This window comes from Amaricoccus solimangrovi (assembly GCF_006385685.1).
Classification (GTDB): domain Bacteria; phylum Pseudomonadota; class Alphaproteobacteria; order Rhodobacterales; family Rhodobacteraceae; genus Amaricoccus; species Amaricoccus solimangrovi.
The window spans coordinates 81,814-100,163 of sequence record NZ_VFRP01000007.1 but is presented as its reverse complement, the minus strand read 5'-3'; the positions used below and the strand labels follow the sequence as shown (position 1 = coordinate 100,163).

The window sequence follows — 18,350 nt, the reverse complement described above, 5'->3', positions numbered from 1 at the left end:
GATACCCCCCCGCGCCCGCCTTTTCAACAGGCTCCGGGGCGGTTCGGTTCCGCGCCGGAAGGCGCGCCGCGCTCACCCGGGCAGGGGCAGTTCCGTCGTGCTCTTGATCACCTCCATCGAGAGGGTGGAGGTGACGTTGAAGATGCTGACCTCGCGGATCAGCGCGCGGTAGAAATCGTCGTAGGCGCGGGCATTTGGCACCTGAACCTTCAGGATGTAGTCGATGTCGCCCGCGAGCCGGTGCGCCTCGGTCACCTCGGGCCGCGACTGCACCGCGCGCAGGAAGCGCGCGAGCCAGTCCGCGTCGTGCTGGGCGGTGCGGATCAGCACGAAGAAGCAGCTTTCGAGCCCGATCTTCTCGGGGTCGAGCAGCGCCACCTCGGCCCGGATCACGCCCGAGGCGCGCAGCTTGCGGATCCGGTTCCAGACCGGGGTCTTGGAAGCCCCGACCTTTCGTGCGATCTCGTCGAGCGAGAGGCTCGCGTCGCGCTGCAGCAGCGAGAGGATATTCCGGTCCAGATCGTCGAAAGCGGCCGCCATTCGCCCCTGCCTCCTGAAATCGGGAAAATGTTCCCGTCCGATGGATAATGGCAGGATCTATTCCTTATTTGAAGCGTGACATTGAGAAAATGGGGGAAAAAGTTCTATCTTGCAGGGTCAGAGCAGCGAGGTGAATCCATGAGGCACTTTCCGGTCTTCCTCGACACACGCGGTCGGCGCGTCGTGGTTTCGGGCGCGGGCGAGACCGCGGTCGCGAAGCTGCGCCTGCTGATGCGGACCGAGGCCCGGATCGAGGTCCATGGCACCGATCCGGCGGAGGAGGTGCGCCGCTGGGCGGCGGAGGGCCGCCTCGCGCTCGTCGAGGCGCCGCTCGCCGCGATCGGCGACGCGCGGCTCGTCTACGCCGCCAACGCCGATCCCGCGGAGGATGCGCGCGTGGCCGCGCTCGGCCGCGCGGCCGGCGTGCTCGTCAACATCGTCGACGATCTCTCCTCCGATTTCATCACGCCCGCGATCGTCGACCGCGACCCGGTGACGGTCGCGATCGGCACCGAGGGCGCGGCGCCGGTGCTCGCGCGCAAGATCAAGGCCGAGGTGGAGGAGATGCTGCCGAGCTCGCTCGGCCTGCTCGCCCGGATCGGCCAGTCCTTCCGCGCGCGGGTCGAGGCGCTCGATTCCCGCGCCCGCCGCGCCTTCTGGACCCGCTTCTATTTCGAGCGGGGCCCGCGGGCGGTCGCGGCCGGCCCCGAGGCCGTCGCGGACACGCTCGAGACGATGCTGGGCGAGGACGTGGCCGCGACGAAGGGCTTCGTCCATCTGATCGGCGCGGGGCCGGGCGATCCGGAACTGCTGACGATGAAGGCCCGGCGGATCCTGCACGAGGCCGACGTGGTGATCCACGACCGGCTGGTGCCTGGCGCCATCCTCGAACTCGCCCGCCGCGAGGCGCGGGTGATCGAGGTCGGCAAGATCGCCTATGGCCCCTCCTGGAAGCAGGAGGACATCAACGCGCTCATCCTGCGCGAGGCCCGCGCCGGCGCCACGGTGGCCCGGCTCAAAGGCGGCGACGCGGTGCTCTTCGGCCGGCTCGACGAGGAGATCGCGGCGCTGGAGGAGGCGGGCATCGGCTTCGCGGTCGTGCCCGGCATCACCTCGGCCAGCGCCTCGGCCGCGGCCATCGGCCAGTCGCTGACCCGGCGCGGCCGCAACGCCAGCCTTCGCCTGCTGACCGCGCATGACATGAACGGCTTCGCCGACCACGACTGGCGCGATCTCGCGCGGCCGGGCGCGACGGCGGCGGTCTACATGGGCGTGAAGGCGGCGGCCTTCGTCCGGGGGCGGCTGCTCATGCACGGCGCGGCGGCGGCGACGCCGGTGACCTGCGTCGAGAACGCGAGCCGACCCGACCAGCGCGTGATCGCCACGACGCTCATCGACCTGCCCGAGGCGCTCGCCGAGGCCCGCCCGACCGGCCCGGTGATGATCCTCCTCGGCCTGGAACCCCGCGCGGCCCTCGGCGCCGCCACCCGCAACGAACTGAGGGAAGCACTCTGATGGCACCGCGCGCTTTCAAGCCGCAGATGGCGACCGGCAACGACCTGCTCGAAGGCGATGTCGTCTATTTCACCGCCGAGGGCGGCTGGTCCCGGCACATCGCCGAGGCCGCCATCGCCCGCGACAAGGAGGCCGCCGAGGCGCTGCTCGCCCGCGCCGAGGCCTTCCCGAACCAGATCGTCGGCGTCTATCTGACCGATGTGACGATCGACCCGAACGGCCACGCGGCCCCCGCCCATTTCCGTGAGGATTTCCGCACCCGCGGCCCCTCGAACTATCCCGAGCACCAGCGGCAGGCGTAAACGATGTACGATTATACCGATTTCGACCGTGACTTCGTGAACGCGCGCGTCGCGGAGTTCCGCGACCAGGTGGAGCGCCGGCTGACCGGCTCGCTCTCGGAGGACGAGTTCAAGCCGCTCCGGCTGATGAACGGGCTCTATCTCCAGCTGCACGCCTACATGCTGCGCGTGGCGATCCCCTACGGCACGCTCGACAGCCGCAAGATGCGGCGCCTCGCCGACATCGCCGAGAAATGGGACCGGGGCTACGGCCATTTCACGACGCGGCAGAACATCCAGTACAACTGGCCCAAGCTCCGGGACGTGCCCGACATCCTCCAGGCGCTCGCCGACGTGGAGATGCACGCGATCCAGACGAGCGGCAACTGCATCCGCAACGTGACCGCGGACCATTTCGCCGGCGCCAGCGCCGACGAGATCGAGGATCCGCGTCCGACGGCCGAGCTGATCCGGCAGTGGTCGACCGACCATCCGGAATTCGCCTGGCTGCCGCGCAAGTTCAAGATCGCCGTGACCGGCAGCCCGAACGACCGCGCCGTGACCAAGGCGCATGACATCGGCCTCAGGATGGTGCGCGACGAGGCGGGCGAGCCCGGCTACGAGGTCATCATCGGCGGCGGGCTCGGCCGGACGCCGATGCTCGGCAAGGTGGTCCGCGACTTCCTGCCGAAGGCGGAGCTGCTCCGCTATCTCGAGGCGATCCTGCAGGTCTACAACATGGAGGGCCGGCGGGACAACAAGTACAAGGCCCGCATCAAGATCCTCGTCCACGAGAGCACGATCGAGAAGGTGCGCGCGGAGGTCGAGGCCGCCTACGAGGCGAACCGCGCGCTGCTGCCGCGCGTCTCGCCCGAACTCGTGGCCGAGATCGAGGCGGCCTTCGCGCCGCCGGCCTTCGAGCCGGCGCCCGACACCGCCGCGCCGGTGCTCTCCGCGGGGCTGCGCGCCTTCATCGACACCAATGTCAGCGCCCACAAGCTCGCCCATTACGGCATCGTCACGATCTCGCTGAAGCCGGTCGGCGGCACGCCGGGCGACGCGACGGCGGAGCAGATGCGGGTGATGGCAGATCTGGCCGAGGAATTCGGCCATGACGAGCTCCGGATCAGCCACGAGCAGAACGTGATCCTGCCGCACGTCGCGCGCCGCCACCTGCCGGCGATCTATGCGCGGCTCAGGGAGGCTGGCCTCGCCACGGCGAATGTCGGGCTCGTCTCGGACATCATCGCCTGCCCGGGCATGGACTACTGCGCGCTCGCGACCGCCCGCTCGATCCCGATCGCGCAGCAGATCTCGGAGACCTTCGCCGACATCGACCGCCAGCGCGACATCGGGCCGCTCAAGATCAAGATCTCGGGCTGCATCAACGCCTGCGGCCACCACCACGTCGGCCATATCGGCATCCTCGGCCTCGACAAGGCGGGGGTCGAGAGCTACCAGGTCACGCTCGGCGGCGACGGTACCGAGACCGCGGCGATCGGCGAGCGCGCCGGCCCCGGCTTCTCCTACGAGGAGATCGTCCCGGCGGTCGAACGGCTGATCGAGGCCTATCTCGACAATCGCCTGGAGCCCGGCGAGAGCTTCCTCGCCGCCTATCGCCGTCTCGGCCCGGACCCGTTCCGCGCCGCGCTCTATCCCGAGGAGGCGCGTTCCGATGCTGCATGATCGCGAAACGCCGCGGGCGCTGCGTCCGTCGGAGCAGGTGGAGCGGCTGCGCACCACCTACGAGGGCGCCTGGGGTCCGGAAGTGCTCCAGGTGATGGTCGACGAGTTTCCCGGGGAGGTGGCGCTCGTCTCGTCCTTCGGCGCCGAGGCGGCCGTGCTCCTGCACATGGCGGCCGAGGTCGACCGCGACCTGCCGGTGCTGCTCGTCGACACGCTGATGCTGTTCCAGGAGACGCTCGACTACCAGAAGACGCTCTCCGCCCATCTCGGGCTGCGCAACGTCCAGCACATCCGGCCGAACCCGGTGGATCTCGCCCGCGCCGATCCGGCCGGCACGCTGCACCAGCGCGACACCGATTCCTGCTGCGACATCCGCAAGGTGCTGCCGCTCGAACGCGCGCTCGAGCCGTATTCGGTGCTGATCTCGGGCCGCAAGCGCTACCAGGCCGCGACCCGGGCGAAGCTCGAGGTGTTCGAGGCCGATGGCGAGCGGCTCAAGGTCAATCCGCTGGCCGGCTGGTCGGCCTCGGATCTGCGGACCTACATGGATGTGAACGAACTGCCGCGGCATCCGCTGGTCGCGCAGGGCTATCCCTCGATCGGCTGCGCCCCCTGCACGACCCGGGTGGCCCCGGGCGAGGATCCGCGCGCCGGGCGCTGGCGGGGCACCGACAAGGTGGAATGCGGCATCCATTTCGGCGCCGACGGCCGGATCCTGCGCGCCTCCTGACGAAAGAGAAGAGATGACCGTTCTTGTGACCGACACGGGCTTCTCGCCCGATCCCTGGGCCGGGGCCGAATTCACCGCCCTCGACGCGCTCACCGCAAATCCGGAAATGCCGGGGCAGGGGCTCGCGATCGACATGCCCAACGACCGCGATCCCGCGGAACTCGCGCCCTTCCTCGACCGGATCGCGATGATCCGCGTGGCCTTCCCGGGGATGGGCGACGGCCGCGGCTTCTCGATCGCGCGCCGCCTCCGGGCGATGGGCTATACGGGCACGCTGCGCGCCTCGGGGCCGCTGATCGTCGATCAGGCCCGCGCGGCGCGGCGCGTGGGTTTCGACGAGATCGAACTGCCGGAGAGCGTGGCGGAACGCCAGCCGGAGGAGCTCTGGCTCGCCCGCCCCGCCGCCTCCTACCGCGCCCACGTCTTCGCCTGAGCCTCCCGCCGGGCCCGCGCCCGGCTTTCCGCCCGCGCCGGGACGCCTCGCCGCGGGCGCCGGCTGTTCGGGGGGAGAGAACGACTCGTGGGCGACGTCCCACTCCGCGTCCCAGGGGGAGGCGCCGCCGCGACATGAGGTTCCGCTTGCTGGCGGGCGGGGATTTGTCTATTCCGCCGCCGTTCCCGCGGCAGGCGCGGGATGGAAGTCGCCGCGACCTTCCCTAAAAAACGGATCGCTCATGAAGAACAGTTTCCTCCTCGGCGTGATCGCCATGGCGATCGTCGTGCTCGCCTCGAACATCCTGGTGCAGTTCCTCTTCGGCCAGTGGCTGACCTGGGGCGCCTTCACCTATCCCTTCGCCTTCCTCGTCACCGACCTGATGAACCGGCTGCGCGGGCCGTCCGCGGCGCGGCGGGTGGTCTACGCGGGCTTTCTGACCGGGCTCGTCTGCAGCCTGATCGGCACGCAGATCGAGGGACAGTTCGGCCCGCTCGTCAGCCTCCGGGTCGCGATCGGCTCGCTCAGCGCCTTCCTCGTCGGCCAGCTTCTCGACGTCGCGGTGTTCAACCGGCTCCGCCGGGGCAGCTGGTGGCGCGCGCCGCTGGTCTCGAGCACGCTCGGCAGCGTCGCGGACACGGTGATCTTCTTCTCGCTGGCCTTCTCGGCGAGCCTCGCCTTCATCGCCCCCGGCGTCGACGTCGCCTGGGCCAACGAGCCCGTCCCGCTGCTCGGCCAGGGCCCCGTCCTGCCGCTCTGGGTGAGCCTCGCGCTCGCGGATTTCTCGGTCAAGTTCGCGATCGCCGTCTTCGCGCTGGCACCCTTCCGGATGGCGATCTGGAACTGGCAGCCCAGGGCGGCGAAATAGCACTTGCCTTTCGCCGGAACGATGGCACCATCAGGGTAACCGAAACCAGCGAAAGGAGGTGATCCAATGTCTGACGGGACTTTGGAGCTTGTGGCCGGTATGACGCGCGGGGGTGTCGCCTGAGGGGCAGCCCCTTCGGGACAGACACGAAGCGCGAGGGTTAGGCCCGATCGGCCAGCCTCCAAGTTCTAGCAAATGACCGGGGGTCGCGGTTCGCCGCGGCCCCTTCGCTTTGGCCGGGGCGGCGCGCCCCGCCACGGGCGCGGCGCCCGGAACGCGCCGCGCGCGCGACCTCGCCGGAGGCGCGGCCGCCGACGCGGCGCCACCGCCGGCGGGCGGTGACGGCCTCCGGGCCGGCGCCGGCGGCTGGCCACGCGGCGGTGCGAGGGAATGGGGATGCTGAGAATCAACGACGAGATCGCGCTCGCCGACTGGGAACTCACCGAGAGTTTCACGCGGGCGTCCGGTCCGGGCGGGCAGAATGTGAACAAGGTCTCCACCGCGGTCGAGCTGCGCTTCGAGGCCGCGCGTTCGCCGCATCTCGCGCCCGACGTGAAGGCGCGGCTCCGCCGGCTCGCCGGCCGGCGCTGGACCGGCGAGGGGGCGCTCATCGTCACCGCCGAGACCCATCGCAGCCAGGCGCTGAACCGGGAGGCGGCGCGCGAGAAGCTGCGCGCGCTGGTCCTCGCCGCGCTGGAGCGGCCGAAGCCGCGGCGCCCGACGCGGCCCACGCTCGGCTCCGTCCGCCGCCGGCTCGAGGCCAAGACGCGCCGGGGCGCGCTCAAGTCGGCCCGCTCGCGGCCGGAGGAGGAGGGCTGAGGCCCGGCGCGGGGGCGCGATCGCCTTCTTCCGCGGCGGCGCCCGCCGTGCTAGCCGGGTTTGTGCGATAGCGAAGAGGAAGGCCGCGGCCATGCGGGACTGGTTTCCCCAACTCGTCTACGGGCTCGCCTTCGCCCTGATGGTCGGCTGGATCCTGCAGATCGGGAGGCCCGTCATCCTGCCGGTCGTCGCGGGCGTCGTCGTCGCCTATGTGATCCTCGGCCTCGCCGAACTGCTCGGGCGGCTCCCCGGCCTCGGCGCGCGCATCCCGGCCGGCCTGCGCTACGGGCTGGCGGCGCTGCTGATCGGGCTGGTCCTCGTCGGCATCGTCTGGCTTATCGTGACCAACGTGAGCCAGATCGCCGCGACCCTGCCCAGATATCAGGAGCGGGTGATGACGATCTTCCAGGCGGCCGCGGAACGCTTCGGCTTCGACGCGGAGCCCGACTGGCAGGCGGTCCGGGACGACATCCTCGGCCGGATCAACCTGCGCCGCGCCGTGGGCGTCACCGTCGCCACCGCCTCCTCGATCGCGGCCACCTTCGTCGTCATCGTGATCTACGCGGGCTTCATCCTGTCGGAGAAGGACAGTTTCGGCCGCAAGATCGCGCTGCTCTCGGCCGAACCCGCCCGGGTCGCGCAGATCCAGGAGGTGATCCGCGACATCAACAGCTCGATCGGCGCCTATCTGGTGATGAAGACGCTGATCAACGTCGTGCTCGGCCTCGGCAGCTACGCGATCATGTGGTGGTACGGCATCCCCTTCGCCGGGTTCTGGGCGATCCTGATCGGGCTCTTCAACTACATTCCCTATGTCGGCAGCTTCCTCGGCGTCGTCCTGCCGGCCTTCCTCGCCGTCGCCGAGATGGGGGCCTTCTGGCCGGTGGTGAGTTTCGTGCTGGCGATGACGGCGATCCAGCTCCTGCTCGGCAATTTCATCGAACCCTATGTGATGGGCAGTTCGATGAACCTCAGCCCGCTCGTCATCCTGATCAGCCTCGTGGCCTGGGCCTCGCTCTGGGGCATCGCCGGGGCGATCCTGTCGGTGCCGATCACGGCGATGCTCGTCATCATCTTCGCCGAGTTCCCCGGCACCCGGCCGCTCGCCATCCTGATGTCGAAGGATGGCACGCTCGCGCGGCCGGGGCGGGCGCGCTGAGGCGGGCCGGGCGTCAGTCCGCGTCGCGGATGCCGAGGTCTTCCGGCTCGAACTCGTAATGCGCGCCGCAGAACTGGCAGTCGGCGGTGATCGTGCCCGTCTCCGTCGTCATCGTCGCGAGTTCCTCGGGCGAGTAGATCGAGAGCGACTGGACCACCTTCTCCGGCCCGCAGGTGCAGCCGAAGCGCACGGGCTGCGACTCGTAGACCCGGGGCGCCTCCTCGTGGAAGAGGCGCAGCAGCAACTGGTCCGGGCCGACATGCGGGCCGATCAGCTCCGTCTCCTCGACCGTGCCGAGCAGCGTGACGGCGCGGTTCCAGTTGTCCGCCTCGTCCCCGTCCAGCATGTCCTCGGGCGCGAGCAGCCCGTCGAAGCCGGTCGCCTCCTGTTTCGCATGCGGCGAGGCCGCGGGCATGTGCTGCAGCATCACGCCGCCCGCGCGCCAGCGCGCATCCTCGCCCGGCAGCGTCGCCTCGCCCATGGCGAGCGCGAACCGGGTCGGGATCTGCTCCGACTGGGCGAAATAGGTCTCGGCGCAGTCCGAGAGCGAGCGTCCGGCGAGCGGCGTGATCCCCTGATAGGGCTGCGTGCCCGGCCCCTGGTCGATCAGCATGCCGAAGAGCCCGGCGCCGAGCAGCGCGTATGGGCTCTCCCCGGCGGGGCGGGCCTCCAGCGCCTCGGCGTCGAATCCGGCATAGGCGCGCATCCGCGCCGGCTCGCCCTCGGCGGAGGGGCCGAAATAGTCGGTCGCGACCAGCCGGATCGGGCCCTCGCCGCGAAGCTGCAGCGAGAGGCGCCAGCCGGGCCGGATGGTCTGGCCGATCAGCGCGGTGATGAGCGTCGCCTCCGCGACGAGGGCCGCGACCGGCGCGGGATAGGCGTGCTGGCCGAGGATGGTGTCGAGCACGGAATCGAGGCGCGCCACGCGGCCGCGCACATCGGCGCGGTCGAGTTGAAACGGCAGGATGGAATCGTCCCAGGCGATACGGCCGGCGAGTGTCATGGTCTTGTCCCGATGGCTTGTTGCCCCTGCACATAGGGGTTCGACCCGCCGAGTGCAAATCCGGCGCCCCCGCGCCGGCCGGGGCGGGGGCGGTTTCCCCCGCCGCGCCGCGCGCTATGATGCCGCCCATGCGCAGATTCGGCTCCCCCGTCGACCCCCGCCAGAGCTACCGGAACCGCCTCGGCGCCTATGCCGTGATCCGGCTCGGCGACGAGATCCTGCTGACAGAACAGGCGGGCGATCCGCCGGAACTGCAGCTTCCCGGCGGCGGGATCGATCCCGGCGAGGGCGCGCTGCGCGCGATGCACCGCGAATGCCTCGAGGAGACCGGCTGGACGATCCGGCCGATCCGGCGGCTCGGCGTCTACCAGCGCTACGCCTACATGCCGGAATACGATCTCTGGGCGCGCAAGGTCTGCCACGTCTATCTCTGCCGCCCGGGGCCGCGCCACGGGCCGCCGCGCGAGGCCGGCCACCGCGCGGTCTGGATGCCGATCCGCGACGCGGTCGGGGCGCTCAGCGTCGATGGCGACAGCCATTTCACGCGGCTGGTGGCGGAGGGGCTCGTCGCGGGCGGGGGCGGGGTGGCGGACTGAAGTCCGCCCTACGGCGTTACGGCGCGGGTTTCGGGAGGGCGCGGAGTTCGCGCTCCAAGGCTTCGAGGAAGCGGGACCGGTCGGCGGGGCGGAAGCTCCTGCCGCCGCCCTGCCGGAACGGGTCGGCGGCGCGCAGGTCGGCCATCAGGTCGCGCGTCGCGAGCTTCTCGCCGATGTTGCGCGCGTCGAGCCGCGCCCCGTCGGGCGCGAGCACGAGGCCGCCCGCCTCGACCACCCGCGCGGCGAGCGGAATGTCCGCCGTGACGCAGAGATCGCCCGGCCCGATCCGCTCGGCGATCCACTTGTCCGCCGCGTCCGCGCCCTGGTCGACCACGATGACGCGGGCGAGCGGGTGCCGGCTCGGCCGGATCCCGCCATTGGCGACATAGACGACCGCGACGCCGTGCCGCTCGGCCACGCGCAGCACCTCGTCGCGGACCGGGCAGGCATCGGCGTCGACGTAGATCACGCGTAGAGCGCCTCGGCGTGGAAGCTCACGTGATCCTCCATGAAGGAGGCGACGAAGAAGTAGCTGTGGTCGTAGCCGGGCTGCATCCGGAAGGTCGCGGGCTGGCGCCGTTCCGCGATCGCGCTCGCGAGCGCCTCGGGCTTCAGCAGGTCGAGGAACTGGTCGTTCGCGCCCTGGTCGATCAGCAGCTGGCCCTTCCAGCCCTTCTCGCGCAGGAGCAGGCTCGAATCATGCGCGTGCCAGGCCGCGCTCTCCGCGCCGAGATAGGCGCCGAGCTGCTTGCGGCCCCAGTCCGAATTGCTCGGATTGGCGATCGGCGCGAAGGCCGAGACCGACTTGAACCGGTCGGGATAGGTGAGCGCGATGGTGAGCGCGCCATGGCCGCCCATCGAATGGCCGGTGATGCCCTGCGCGCCTTCCTCGAGCTCGAAATTGCGGAAGAGGAGCGTGGGCAGTTCCTCGGTCACATAGGACCACATCCGGAAATGCGGGCTCCACGGCGTCTCGGTCGCGTCGACGTAGAAACCCGCGCCCTGGCCGAGGTCGTAGGCCTCGTCGTTCGCGACGCCCTCGCCGCGCGGCGAGGTGTCGGGGAAGACCAGCGCGATCCCCTCGCGCGCCGCCCAGGCCTGCGCCCCCGCCTTGGTCATCGCATTCTCGTGCGTGCAGGTGAGGCCCGAGAGATACCACAGCACCGGGACCGGCCCGGCCTTCGCCTGCGGCGGGGTGTAGACGGCGAAGGTCATGTCGCAGCCGCAGACCTCGGACGCATGGGTGTAGACCCCTTGTGTGCCGCCGAAGGCCGCGTTCTCCGATACCGTCTTCATGCCCGGTTCCTCCTTGATTCCCTGGTCATCCCATAGCATCGCGCGCCGCCCGGTCAAACCGGGGCCGCGCCGCTCGCCGGGACGCTAGCCCATCGGCGGGGCGCGATTCTCTTGGCCAATGGTCCAAGGCCCGGGGGGCGGCGCGCGAGCCCGAAGACGCCGCGACGGGCGAAGAGGGTGGCGGATCATCTGCCTGGTATAAAATGGAATACACTTTTAGCGTGCATTTTCCTCTTGCACTCCCGCGTCAATCTATCATTAATAGTATTAAAGATTAAGTGTGGTTACGCGTGATAACCATACTTGTGGAGAAGTACGCGCAAGTTGAATAGAATGGTGATAAAAGTTGGAGCACAGCGGCGCTCTGTATTCGCCATGGAACAGAAGGAGGTGTAATTGAGCTGGTTGGTTGATGTCGAGTTCAGGTCGAGCAAGGTGGACGGCATGGGGGTCTTCGCGCGTCGCGCGATCAGGTCGGGCACCCGGCTCTGGCAGTTCGACGAGAGCATGCATGTGTGTGATTCGAACGCGCTGGCCGGTCTCGACGACCGGGATCTCGCCTACGCGCTCCATGGCGGATATCTGCACGGCCCGTCCGACAAGTTCCTGTGGTACCGCGACGGAATGCAGTTCATGAACCACGCCGACGGCGAGATGGCCAATGTGGGCCTGGGGTTCTGGCCCGAACTCCGCCAGGATCACTGCGTCGCGCTGCGCGACATCGCCGCCGGGGAGGAACTCTTCGAGGATTATTCCTTCTGGGCCGACGCCGGGCTCGATCCCCGGCACTGGCTCCATCCGTTCTACATGCGCCAGGGCCGGCGCCACTATCATTTCCTGCGCGGCCTGGAACGTCAGCCGGTGGCGGCCTGACCGGGCGGGACGGGCGGGCTGGCCCCGGGGGCGCCCGCGCTCTATTCCCCTTCCATGTGGCGGCGCACCAGCGCCAGCAGGTCGGACATCTCGACCGGTTTCGGCAGAAGGTCCGCGAATCCGGCCGCGAGGCAGGAGGCGCGGGCTTCCGGTCCCGGCGCGGCGGTGATCGCGACGATCGCCGGCGGCGGGCAGGCCTCCCGCGCGCTCGCGCGCAGGATGTCGCGGGCGGCCGCGAAACCGTCGAGCCGCGGCATCTGCAGATCCATCAGGATGAGCCGCGGATGGAGCCGCGCGGACATCTCGATCCCGGCGAGGCCATCGGCCGCGGCGACCGGCTCCCATCCGCCCCGGCGCAGCATCGCGGCGAGGATCATCGCATTGACCTCGTTGTCCTCGACGACGAGGACGCGCCGCGCCGGTCCGGCGCCGAGATCGGGGCGGGGGGCGCCGCCGAGGGGGTCGCGGGGTTCAGGCCGCATCGAGATCTCCGGCCCGCGCCTCGGCGAGGTCAAAGGGCGCGCTGAAGACGAAGGTCGATCCGGCGCCGAGCCGGCTCTCGACCTCGATCCGTCCGCCCATCATGCGCGCGAGCGACTGGCTGATCGCGAGGCCGAGGCCCGTGCCCTCGGCCGCGCGCGTCGGCGAGCCGTCGACCTGGTAGAACCGGTCGAAGATCCGGGGCAGGGCGGCCGCGGCGATCCCGCGGCCAGTATCGGCGATGCTCACGACCAGAAGCCACGCCCCGTTCCCGTCCCCGTCTCCGTTTCCGTCCCCGCCCCGGACCTCGGCCCGGAGCGTCACGCCGCCCGCGTCGGTGAACTTGACCGCGTTGCCGAGCAGGTTGGTCAGGATCTGGCGGAACGCGCGGGCGTCGCCGGTGAGCGCGAGGCCCGTGAGCGCGTCGAAATCGGCGGTGAAGCCCACGCCCTTCTTGGCGGCGGCGACGCGGATCATGTCGGAGACGTCGCGCAGGATCGCCGCCGGCTCGAAAGGCTCGGACGAGAGCTCGCGGTTGCCGTTCTCGATCCGGCTGAGGTCGAGGAGATCCGAGATGAGGGCCATCTGCGTATTGGCGGAGCTGAACAGGATCTCGAGGAGTTCGCGCTGCTCGGCGTCGAGCGGGGTGGTGCGCAGCAGTTGCGCGACGCCGAGGATCCCGTTCATCGGCGTGCGCAACTCGTGGCTGACGTTCGACAGGAACTCCGTCTTGCTGCGGTCGGCGGCCTTGGCGGCGTCGAGCGCCTCCTCGAGCCGCTCGGCCGCGCGTACCGCCGAGCGGGAACTGACGAGGCCGATCACCATCACCGCGGCGAGCGCGAGGCCGAGCGGCGGCGCGACCCGGCGCAGGATGCTCGCCCCCGGCCGGGGCGGCGTCCAGACCACCTGGCCGATCACCCGGCCGAGCTCGTTGCGGAGCGGAAGCCGCGCCGAACCGTCCGGGACCGCGTCGCCCGGCTCCAGCCGGATGTCGTCGATCAGAAGTTCCCGGCCGATCCGGGCGAGCCGTTCGCGCGTGAGCTGGTAGCCGTGGATCTGGCGCGGCAGCGCCTCCGGCGGAACCCCGGGCGGCATGCCCGCGACCGGGCGGACGAGGGCGAGCGAGAAGATCCAGGGCGCGCCGTCGTATTCCGCGAGCAGCGTTCCGGGCATGTCGCGCTCGGGATCGCGCGGGTCGAGTTCGCGCAGGATGCGGTTCAGCAGCGACGCGGGCAGGATCTCCGTCTCCCCCCCGGGGGGCGAGCTCGCGCGCCATCCGAAGGGGGGGCCGCCCGCGGCGCGGACGAATTCGATCAGGTCGACCGTGCCGATCTCGGTCGCCGCGTTGCCGATGTTGCGATAGATCCAGGCGCGGTCGTCGGCGAGGATGTTCTCGTAGGCGTCGTCCCAGATCGAATAGTCGCGCACCAGCGTGCCGAGCCGGTTGCGCAGCGCGTTCACGCCGCTCGACACCAGCTCCTCCGAACCGACGCGGGCGAGGCTGTTATGCTCGGCCGAGATCCAGAGCGTCGCCGAGATCACGACGAAGAGGAGGAGCGCCACGCCCGCGGCGTGGATCGCGGCGAGCTTGCGGGACAGGCTCAGGATCCGCGCGCCGTCGTCCTCTTTCCCAGCGCCCACGCAGTGACCTCCACCCCGCAACCATCGCGTGCATTGGAGGTGACTATCGATCCGCGACGCGCGCTTTGCAACACCCAAGGTTGCGGAGGGTTAACGGATTTCTCCCGGAACGGGCCGGCGGGCGCCCCCGAAACGGGAGCGCCCGCCTTCGTTTCCCGGGGCTCAGAGCCCGTTCAGCGGCACCTTCAGGAAGCGCTTGCCGCTCTCGTCGGCGGGGGGCAGTTCGCCCGCGCGCATGTTGATCTGCAGCGACGGGATGATGAGCTTCGGCATGTCGAGCGACGCGTCGCGCTCCTCGCGCATCTTCACGAAGGCCTCCCGCGTGGTGCCCTGTCCGACGTGGATGTTGTGCGCCTTTTCCTCCGCGACGGTGGTCTCCCACCGGATCTCGCGGCCGTTCGGCGCGTAGTCGTGGCACATGAAGAGCCGGGTCTCGTCGGGCAGCGCCAGCACCTTCTGGATCGAATCGTAGAGCGTGCCCGCGTCGCCCCCCGGGAAATCGGCGCGCGCCGAGCCGCCGTCCGGCATGAAGAGCGTGTCGCCGACGAAGGCCGCGTCGCCGATCACATGCGTCATGCAGGCGGGCGTGTGGCCGGGCGTGTGGATCGCGAAGGCCTTCATCGTGCCGATCTCGTAGGTGTCGCCATCCTCGAACAGCCGGTCGAACTGGCTGCCGTCGCGCTGGAACTCGGTACCCTCGTTGAAGATCTTGCCGAAGGTCTCCTGCACCACCTTGATCTTCGAGCCGATGCCGAGCTTGCCGCCGAGCCTGCCCTGGATATAGGGCGCGGCCGAGAGGTGGTCGGCATGCACATGCGTCTCGATCAGCCATTCGACCCTGAGCTGGTGGCGCTCGACGAAGTCGATGATCTGGTCGGCGTGGCCGTAGGAGATCCGGCCGGCGGCGTAGTCGATGTCCATCACGGAATCGACGATCGCGCAGGCGTCGGTGGCCGGGTCCTTGACGACGTAGCTGACGGTGTTGGTGGCCGGGTCGAAGAAGCCGGTGACTTCGGGCTTGACCGAGGTGTCGATCGGATAGGTCATGACAGGGTTCCTCCGGATCAGGCGCGGCGCGGGGCCGCGGCGCGGCGGTCGAGCACCGCGCGGGTGACAAGGATGCCGGCGACGAGCGCGGCGACGAAGAGAAGCACTTCGCCGCGCCCGGTGCCGAGGGCGGGCAGGGCGCCGCCGGGGCAGAAGCCGGCGATGCCCCAGCCGAGGCCGAAGATCATCGAGCCGCCGACGAGGCGGGCGTCGATCGCCGAGGCCTTCGGCAGGTGGAACGTCCGGTCGAGGACCGGGCGCCCGCGTCGGAAGGCGAGGCGGTAGCCGATCGCGGTGACGATCAGCGCGCCGCCCATGACGAAGGCGAGGCTCGGATCCCAGGTGCCGGCGATATCGAAGAAGTTCAGCACCTTGGCCGGGTTGATCATGCCCGAGAGGGCGATGCCGAGGCCGAAGACGAGGCCGATGAGATAAGTGGCGACGAGCTTCATGGCTGAACTCCGATGACGTGCCGGATCACGTAGACCGTGACGATGGCGGTCGCGAGGAAGGTGAGGGTCGCCACGATCGAGCGGGGCGAGAGCCGCGCCATCCCGCAGACGCCGTGGCCCGAGGTGCAGCCGCCGCCGAGCGTGACGCCGACGCCGACGAGCAGCCCGCCGATGGCGAGCGCGAGCGGGCCGACCGGAACGCTCAGCGCGGGCATGGCGCCCGCGAAGAGCCGCCAGAGGAGCGGCGCGGTGACCATTCCGGCGAGAAGCGCCAGCCGCCAGCCCCGGTCGCCGGGGCCGGTGGGCAGGAAAGCGCCGGTCAGCACGCCGGTCGCGCCGAAGACGCGGCCCGCCAGCGTCATCAGCAGGACGGCGGCGAGGCCGATGAGGGCGCCGCCCGCGAGCGAGGCGAAGGGGGTGAAGCTGGTCATGGCCGGGCGCGGGTCCTTGTGCCGGAAAACGGGTGGAACGGGCGCGGAGCCGCGCCCGGCGTGGCGGTCGTCACGCGGCCCGCGACGCGGCGCGGGGCGCGATCGGCGGGGCCGATGGTTCTGGTCATCTCGGTTTCTCCGATATGCGTTGGCATCCTCATGCCATCGGAGCGCCCCGCGCGTCTGTGACTAAGTCACCAATGCCTCACCGGTTCCGCGCCGGTCTTTCTCACCGGCCGCCGCCATCCTCGGCGAGGCGGCGCAGCGCCGCGGGCGCGGTGATCTGGATCGTGCCCCGCCCGAGCTCGACCCAGCCCCGGCGCTGGAATTCCTGAAGCTGGCGCGAGATCACCTCCCGCGCGGTGCCGAGCTCGAGCGCGAGGCTCTGGTGCGTCGCATTGAGGACGCGGTCCGGTCCCGCGAGCTTCAGCAGCTTCTGCGCGAGGCGAAGGTCGATCCGGCGGAAGGCCACTTCCTCGATCACCCGGAAGAGCTCGGTGATCCGGCGCGAATAGGCGGCGAAGACGAAGCGGCGGAATTCGGGCGAGCGCGCGATCAGCTCGTCGAAGGTCGCCCGCGGCACCAGGGCCGCGACGAGATCGGTCTCGGCCACGCCCTCGGCGGTATATTCCTCGTAGCCGAGCAGGCAGGCCGTGGTCAGCACGCAGCTTTCGCCCGCGTTCACGCGGTAGAGGAATACCTCGCGGCCCGATTCGCTGGTCTGCTGGACGCGCACGGTCCCCTCGAGCAGCAGGAGCAGGTTTTCCGGCGCCTTGCCGGGGCCGAAGATCACCGTGTCCTTCGGCACGCGCGCGACCCGGGTCTCGGCGATCAGGGTCGCCTTCACGGCCGGGGAGAGGCTCGAGAGACCGTGGAAACGTTCGATCCAGGCGCCGGGCTCCGTCTCTTCCGTGGTCTTTTCCGCTCGCATCCCGCCGGTTCCTCCCCGCCGCCTTTATGCCGGAACCGGGGCCTTCGCGGAAGGCCGAACCGGGTCCGCGCTTTTTCGCTGGCCCCGGACCACCGGTGCGCTAGGCTCCGCCGGCCGGCCCGACGCGCGCGCGCCGGGCAGGGTGCAAGATCCGGAGAGCATGCCCATGTCCGACCTCGAGGCCGTCCTCGCCCATATCGACGCCGACCAGCCCGCCGCGCTCGAGCGGCTCTTCGCGCTGCTGCGGATCCCGTCGATCTCGACCGATCCCGCCTATCTGGCCGATTGCGCGCGCTGCGCCGAGGCGGTGGCCGCGGATCTGGCCGCGCTCGGCTTCGAGGCGGCGGCGCGGCCGACGACGGGCCATCCGATCGTCGTCGCGCACAACCGCGCCGCGCCGGGCCGCTCGGTGCTGTTCTACGGCCATTACGACGTGCAGCCGGTCGACCCGCCCGAGCTCTGGAACCGTCCGCCCTTCGAACCGGCGGTCGAGACGCTCGCCGACGGCGCGAAGGTGATCCGCGCCCGGGGCGCCGCCGACGACAAGGGCCAGTTCATGACCTTCATCGAGGCCTGCCGCGCCTGGGTCGCGGTCACGGGCGCGCTGCCGGTCCCGGTCTCGATCATGCTCGAGGGCGAGGAGGAATCGGGCAGCCCGAGCCTGCCCGCCTTCCTCGAGGCGCACGGGGACGAGCTGAAAGCCGATCTCGGGCTCATCTGCGACACCGGCATGTGGGACGCGGAGACGCCCGCGATCACGACGATGCTGCGCGGGCTCTGCGGCGAGGAGATCGTGATCCGGGGGGCGAGCCGGGACCTGCATTCGGGCATGTACGGCTCGGCGGCGGCGAATGCGAACCACGTGCTCGCGCGCATCCTCGCCGATCTCCACGACGCCGACGGAAGGGTGACGATCCCGGGTTTCTACGACGGCGTGCCCGAGATCCCGGAGAGCCTGCGCGCGCAGTGGGAGGCGCTCGATTTCGACGTGGCGGCGTTTCTCGGCGGCGTCGGGCTCGCGGTCCCGGCCGGCGAGACCGGGCGATCGGCGCTCGAGATGATCTGGTCGCGGCCGACGGCCGAGGTGAACGGCATGGGCGGCGGCTACCAGGGCGCGGGGTTCAAGACGGTGATCCCGGCCGAGGCGCGGGCCAAGGTCTCCTTCCGGCTGGTCTTCGACCAGGATCCGGAGAAGATCCGCGCCGCGTTCCGGGACTTCGTGAGGGCGCGGCTGCCAGAGGATTGCGAGGTCGAGTTCCATCCCCATGGCAACGGGCGGGCGGTCGCCTTCGACACCGCCAATCCGGCCTTCGGCGCCGCGCAGCGGGCGCTCTCCGAGGAATGGGGCAGGCCCGCGCCCTTCATCGGCGCGGGCGGCTCGATCCCGATCGCGGGCGACTTCAAGAACAGGCTCGGCATGGACGTGATCCTCGCGGGGTTCGGGCTCGACGACGACGGGATCCACAGCCCGAACGAGAAGTACAACCTCGCCTGCTTCCACAAGGGCATCCGCTCCTGGGCCCGCGTCCTCGCCGCGCTCGCGTAGGGCGGACATCTGTCCGCCATCCT

22 protein-coding genes are annotated in these 18,350 nt (G+C 70.3%); 11 read left to right on the top strand and 11 right to left on the bottom strand.

Annotated elements, in window-relative coordinates; genetic code table 11:
- Positions 1 to 72: 72 nt before the first annotated feature.
- Positions 73 to 540: an Lrp/AsnC family transcriptional regulator gene (locus tag FJM51_RS09250; RefSeq protein WP_140453853.1), complete on the bottom strand. Its 468-nt coding sequence runs from the start codon at positions 538 to 540 to the stop codon at positions 73 to 75.
- 138 nt (positions 541 to 678) lie between these two features.
- Between FJM51_RS09250 and cysG the strand changes: the two genes are divergently transcribed.
- From cysG to FJM51_RS09210, 8 genes are all read left to right on the top strand, one after another.
- The gene (gene cysG, locus FJM51_RS09245) at positions 679 to 2,055 is read left to right on the top strand and encodes a siroheme synthase CysG (protein WP_140453852.1); all 1,377 of its coding nucleotides are present in this window, start codon (positions 679 to 681) and stop codon (positions 2,053 to 2,055) included.
- Positions 2,055 to 2,357, top strand: a complete 303-nt coding sequence (locus FJM51_RS09240; protein ID WP_140453851.1) for a DUF2849 domain-containing protein — start codon at positions 2,055 to 2,057, stop codon at positions 2,355 to 2,357. Before cysG ends, FJM51_RS09240 begins: the two co-directional genes overlap by 1 nt.
- Positions 2,358 to 2,360: 3 nt before the next feature.
- Complete coding sequence (locus tag FJM51_RS09235) at positions 2,361 to 4,022, top strand: nitrite/sulfite reductase (RefSeq protein ID WP_140453850.1); 1,662 nt, start codon at positions 2,361 to 2,363, stop codon at positions 4,020 to 4,022.
- The gene (locus FJM51_RS09230) at positions 4,012 to 4,752 is read left to right on the top strand and encodes a phosphoadenylyl-sulfate reductase (protein ID WP_140453849.1); all 741 of its coding nucleotides are present in this window, start codon (positions 4,012 to 4,014) and stop codon (positions 4,750 to 4,752) included. The genes FJM51_RS09235 and FJM51_RS09230 overlap by 11 nt, the downstream gene beginning before the upstream one ends.
- Before the next feature lie 13 nt (positions 4,753 to 4,765).
- A complete protein-coding gene (locus FJM51_RS09225) occupies positions 4,766 to 5,185 on the top strand; it encodes a DUF934 domain-containing protein (protein ID WP_140453848.1) in 420 nt (139 codons plus the stop codon).
- A gap of 241 nt (positions 5,186 to 5,426) precedes the next feature.
- Positions 5,427 to 6,053 (top strand): queuosine precursor transporter, encoded by a 627-nt coding sequence (locus FJM51_RS09220; protein WP_140453847.1) that lies wholly within the window; start codon positions 5,427 to 5,429, stop codon positions 6,051 to 6,053.
- Between the two features lie 396 nt (positions 6,054 to 6,449).
- Positions 6,450 to 6,872 carry an alternative ribosome rescue aminoacyl-tRNA hydrolase ArfB gene (arfB, locus tag FJM51_RS09215; protein WP_140453846.1) on the top strand — a complete coding sequence of 141 codons (423 nt, stop codon included), beginning with the start codon at positions 6,450 to 6,452 and terminating at the stop codon, positions 6,870 to 6,872.
- A gap of 91 nt (positions 6,873 to 6,963) precedes the next feature.
- Positions 6,964 to 8,031 (top strand): AI-2E family transporter, encoded by a 1,068-nt coding sequence (locus tag FJM51_RS09210; protein WP_140453845.1) that lies wholly within the window; start codon positions 6,964 to 6,966, stop codon positions 8,029 to 8,031.
- Between the two features lie 13 nt (positions 8,032 to 8,044).
- Here FJM51_RS09210 and hslO read toward each other — a convergent pair whose 3' ends face one another.
- Complete coding sequence (gene hslO, locus FJM51_RS09205) at positions 8,045 to 9,034, bottom strand: Hsp33 family molecular chaperone HslO (protein WP_140453844.1); 990 nt, start codon at positions 9,032 to 9,034, stop codon at positions 8,045 to 8,047.
- 128 nt (positions 9,035 to 9,162) lie between these two features.
- On the opposite strand from hslO, the gene FJM51_RS09200 reads away from it, so the two are divergent.
- Entirely contained in the window at positions 9,163 to 9,630 is a 468-nt protein-coding gene (locus tag FJM51_RS09200) for an NUDIX domain-containing protein (RefSeq protein WP_140453843.1), read from the top strand.
- Between the two features lie 16 nt (positions 9,631 to 9,646).
- Here the strand turns inward: FJM51_RS09200 and FJM51_RS09195 are convergent, their stop codons facing one another.
- The gene (locus FJM51_RS09195) at positions 9,647 to 10,099 is read right to left on the bottom strand and encodes a YaiI/YqxD family protein (RefSeq protein WP_140453842.1); all 453 of its coding nucleotides are present in this window, start codon (positions 10,097 to 10,099) and stop codon (positions 9,647 to 9,649) included.
- On the bottom strand, positions 10,096 to 10,926 hold the full coding sequence (gene fghA / locus FJM51_RS09190; RefSeq protein WP_140453841.1) for an S-formylglutathione hydrolase: 831 nt from the start codon (positions 10,924 to 10,926) through the stop codon (positions 10,096 to 10,098). The genes FJM51_RS09195 and fghA overlap by 4 nt, the downstream gene beginning before the upstream one ends.
- A 396-nt stretch (positions 10,927 to 11,322) precedes the next feature.
- On the opposite strand from fghA, the gene FJM51_RS09185 reads away from it, so the two are divergent.
- Positions 11,323 to 11,799 carry an SET domain-containing protein-lysine N-methyltransferase gene (locus FJM51_RS09185; protein ID WP_140453840.1) on the top strand — a complete coding sequence of 159 codons (477 nt, stop codon included), beginning with the start codon at positions 11,323 to 11,325 and terminating at the stop codon, positions 11,797 to 11,799.
- Positions 11,800 to 11,840: 41 nt separating this feature from the next.
- On the opposite strand, the gene FJM51_RS09180 is transcribed toward FJM51_RS09185, so the two are convergent.
- The 7 genes from FJM51_RS09180 to FJM51_RS09155 all read right to left on the bottom strand — a co-directional run bounded on the left by FJM51_RS09180 (position 11,841) and on the right by FJM51_RS09155 (position 16,781).
- Positions 11,841 to 12,281, bottom strand: a complete 441-nt coding sequence (locus FJM51_RS09180) for a response regulator (RefSeq protein WP_140453839.1) — start codon at positions 12,279 to 12,281, stop codon at positions 11,841 to 11,843.
- Entirely contained in the window at positions 12,271 to 13,920 is a 1,650-nt protein-coding gene (locus FJM51_RS09175) for a sensor histidine kinase (protein WP_140453838.1), read from the bottom strand. The genes FJM51_RS09180 and FJM51_RS09175 overlap by 11 nt, the downstream gene beginning before the upstream one ends.
- A 162-nt stretch (positions 13,921 to 14,082) precedes the next feature.
- Positions 14,083 to 14,967: an MBL fold metallo-hydrolase gene (locus tag FJM51_RS09170; protein WP_140453837.1), complete on the bottom strand. Its 885-nt coding sequence runs from the start codon at positions 14,965 to 14,967 to the stop codon at positions 14,083 to 14,085.
- Positions 14,968 to 14,984: 17 nt separating this feature from the next.
- Positions 14,985 to 15,419, bottom strand: coding sequence for a DUF6691 family protein (locus FJM51_RS09165; RefSeq protein ID WP_140453836.1), 435 nt, complete (start codon positions 15,417 to 15,419; stop codon positions 14,985 to 14,987).
- Complete coding sequence (locus tag FJM51_RS09160; protein WP_140453835.1) at positions 15,416 to 15,850, bottom strand: YeeE/YedE family protein; 435 nt, start codon at positions 15,848 to 15,850, stop codon at positions 15,416 to 15,418. The genes FJM51_RS09165 and FJM51_RS09160 overlap by 4 nt, the downstream gene beginning before the upstream one ends.
- Positions 15,847 to 15,978: a hypothetical protein gene (locus FJM51_RS24690; RefSeq protein ID WP_267901398.1), complete on the bottom strand. Its 132-nt coding sequence runs from the start codon at positions 15,976 to 15,978 to the stop codon at positions 15,847 to 15,849. The genes FJM51_RS09160 and FJM51_RS24690 overlap by 4 nt, the downstream gene beginning before the upstream one ends.
- A gap of 101 nt (positions 15,979 to 16,079) precedes the next feature.
- Entirely contained in the window at positions 16,080 to 16,781 is a 702-nt protein-coding gene (locus FJM51_RS09155; protein ID WP_140453834.1) for a Crp/Fnr family transcriptional regulator, read from the bottom strand.
- A gap of 166 nt (positions 16,782 to 16,947) precedes the next feature.
- Between FJM51_RS09155 and FJM51_RS09150 the strand changes: the two genes are divergently transcribed.
- Positions 16,948 to 18,327: a M20/M25/M40 family metallo-hydrolase gene (locus FJM51_RS09150; RefSeq protein ID WP_140453833.1), complete on the top strand. Its 1,380-nt coding sequence runs from the start codon at positions 16,948 to 16,950 to the stop codon at positions 18,325 to 18,327.
- The last annotated feature ends 23 nt before the right edge of the window (positions 18,328 to 18,350 follow it).

Coding starts and splice junctions, on each gene's coding strand:
- FJM51_RS09250 (WP_140453853.1), bottom strand. CDS start 540: ATGGCGGCCGCTTTCGACGATCTGGACCGGAATATCCTCTCGCTGCTG.
- cysG (WP_140453852.1), top strand. CDS start 679: ATGAGGCACTTTCCGGTCTTCCTCGACACACGCGGTCGGCGCGTCGTG.
- FJM51_RS09240 (WP_140453851.1), top strand. CDS start 2,055: ATGGCACCGCGCGCTTTCAAGCCGCAGATGGCGACCGGCAACGACCTG.
- FJM51_RS09235 (WP_140453850.1), top strand. CDS start 2,361: ATGTACGATTATACCGATTTCGACCGTGACTTCGTGAACGCGCGCGTC.
- FJM51_RS09230 (WP_140453849.1), top strand. CDS start 4,012: ATGCTGCATGATCGCGAAACGCCGCGGGCGCTGCGTCCGTCGGAGCAG.
- FJM51_RS09225 (WP_140453848.1), top strand. CDS start 4,766: ATGACCGTTCTTGTGACCGACACGGGCTTCTCGCCCGATCCCTGGGCC.
- FJM51_RS09220 (WP_140453847.1), top strand. CDS start 5,427: ATGAAGAACAGTTTCCTCCTCGGCGTGATCGCCATGGCGATCGTCGTG.
- arfB (WP_140453846.1), top strand. CDS start 6,450: ATGCTGAGAATCAACGACGAGATCGCGCTCGCCGACTGGGAACTCACC.
- FJM51_RS09210 (WP_140453845.1), top strand. CDS start 6,964: ATGCGGGACTGGTTTCCCCAACTCGTCTACGGGCTCGCCTTCGCCCTG.
- hslO (WP_140453844.1), bottom strand. CDS start 9,034: ATGACACTCGCCGGCCGTATCGCCTGGGACGATTCCATCCTGCCGTTT.
- FJM51_RS09200 (WP_140453843.1), top strand. CDS start 9,163: ATGCGCAGATTCGGCTCCCCCGTCGACCCCCGCCAGAGCTACCGGAAC.
- fghA (WP_140453841.1), bottom strand. CDS start 10,926: ATGAAGACGGTATCGGAGAACGCGGCCTTCGGCGGCACACAAGGGGTC.
- FJM51_RS09180 (WP_140453839.1), bottom strand. CDS start 12,281: ATGCGGCCTGAACCCCGCGACCCCCTCGGCGGCGCCCCCCGCCCCGAT.
- FJM51_RS09170 (WP_140453837.1), bottom strand. CDS start 14,967: ATGACCTATCCGATCGACACCTCGGTCAAGCCCGAAGTCACCGGCTTC.
- FJM51_RS09165 (WP_140453836.1), bottom strand. CDS start 15,419: ATGAAGCTCGTCGCCACTTATCTCATCGGCCTCGTCTTCGGCCTCGGC.
- FJM51_RS09160 (WP_140453835.1), bottom strand. CDS start 15,850: ATGACCAGCTTCACCCCCTTCGCCTCGCTCGCGGGCGGCGCCCTCATC.
- FJM51_RS24690 (WP_267901398.1), bottom strand. CDS start 15,978: ATGACCAGAACCATCGGCCCCGCCGATCGCGCCCCGCGCCGCGTCGCG.
- FJM51_RS09155 (WP_140453834.1), bottom strand. CDS start 16,781: ATGCGAGCGGAAAAGACCACGGAAGAGACGGAGCCCGGCGCCTGGATC.
- FJM51_RS09150 (WP_140453833.1), top strand. CDS start 16,948: ATGTCCGACCTCGAGGCCGTCCTCGCCCATATCGACGCCGACCAGCCC.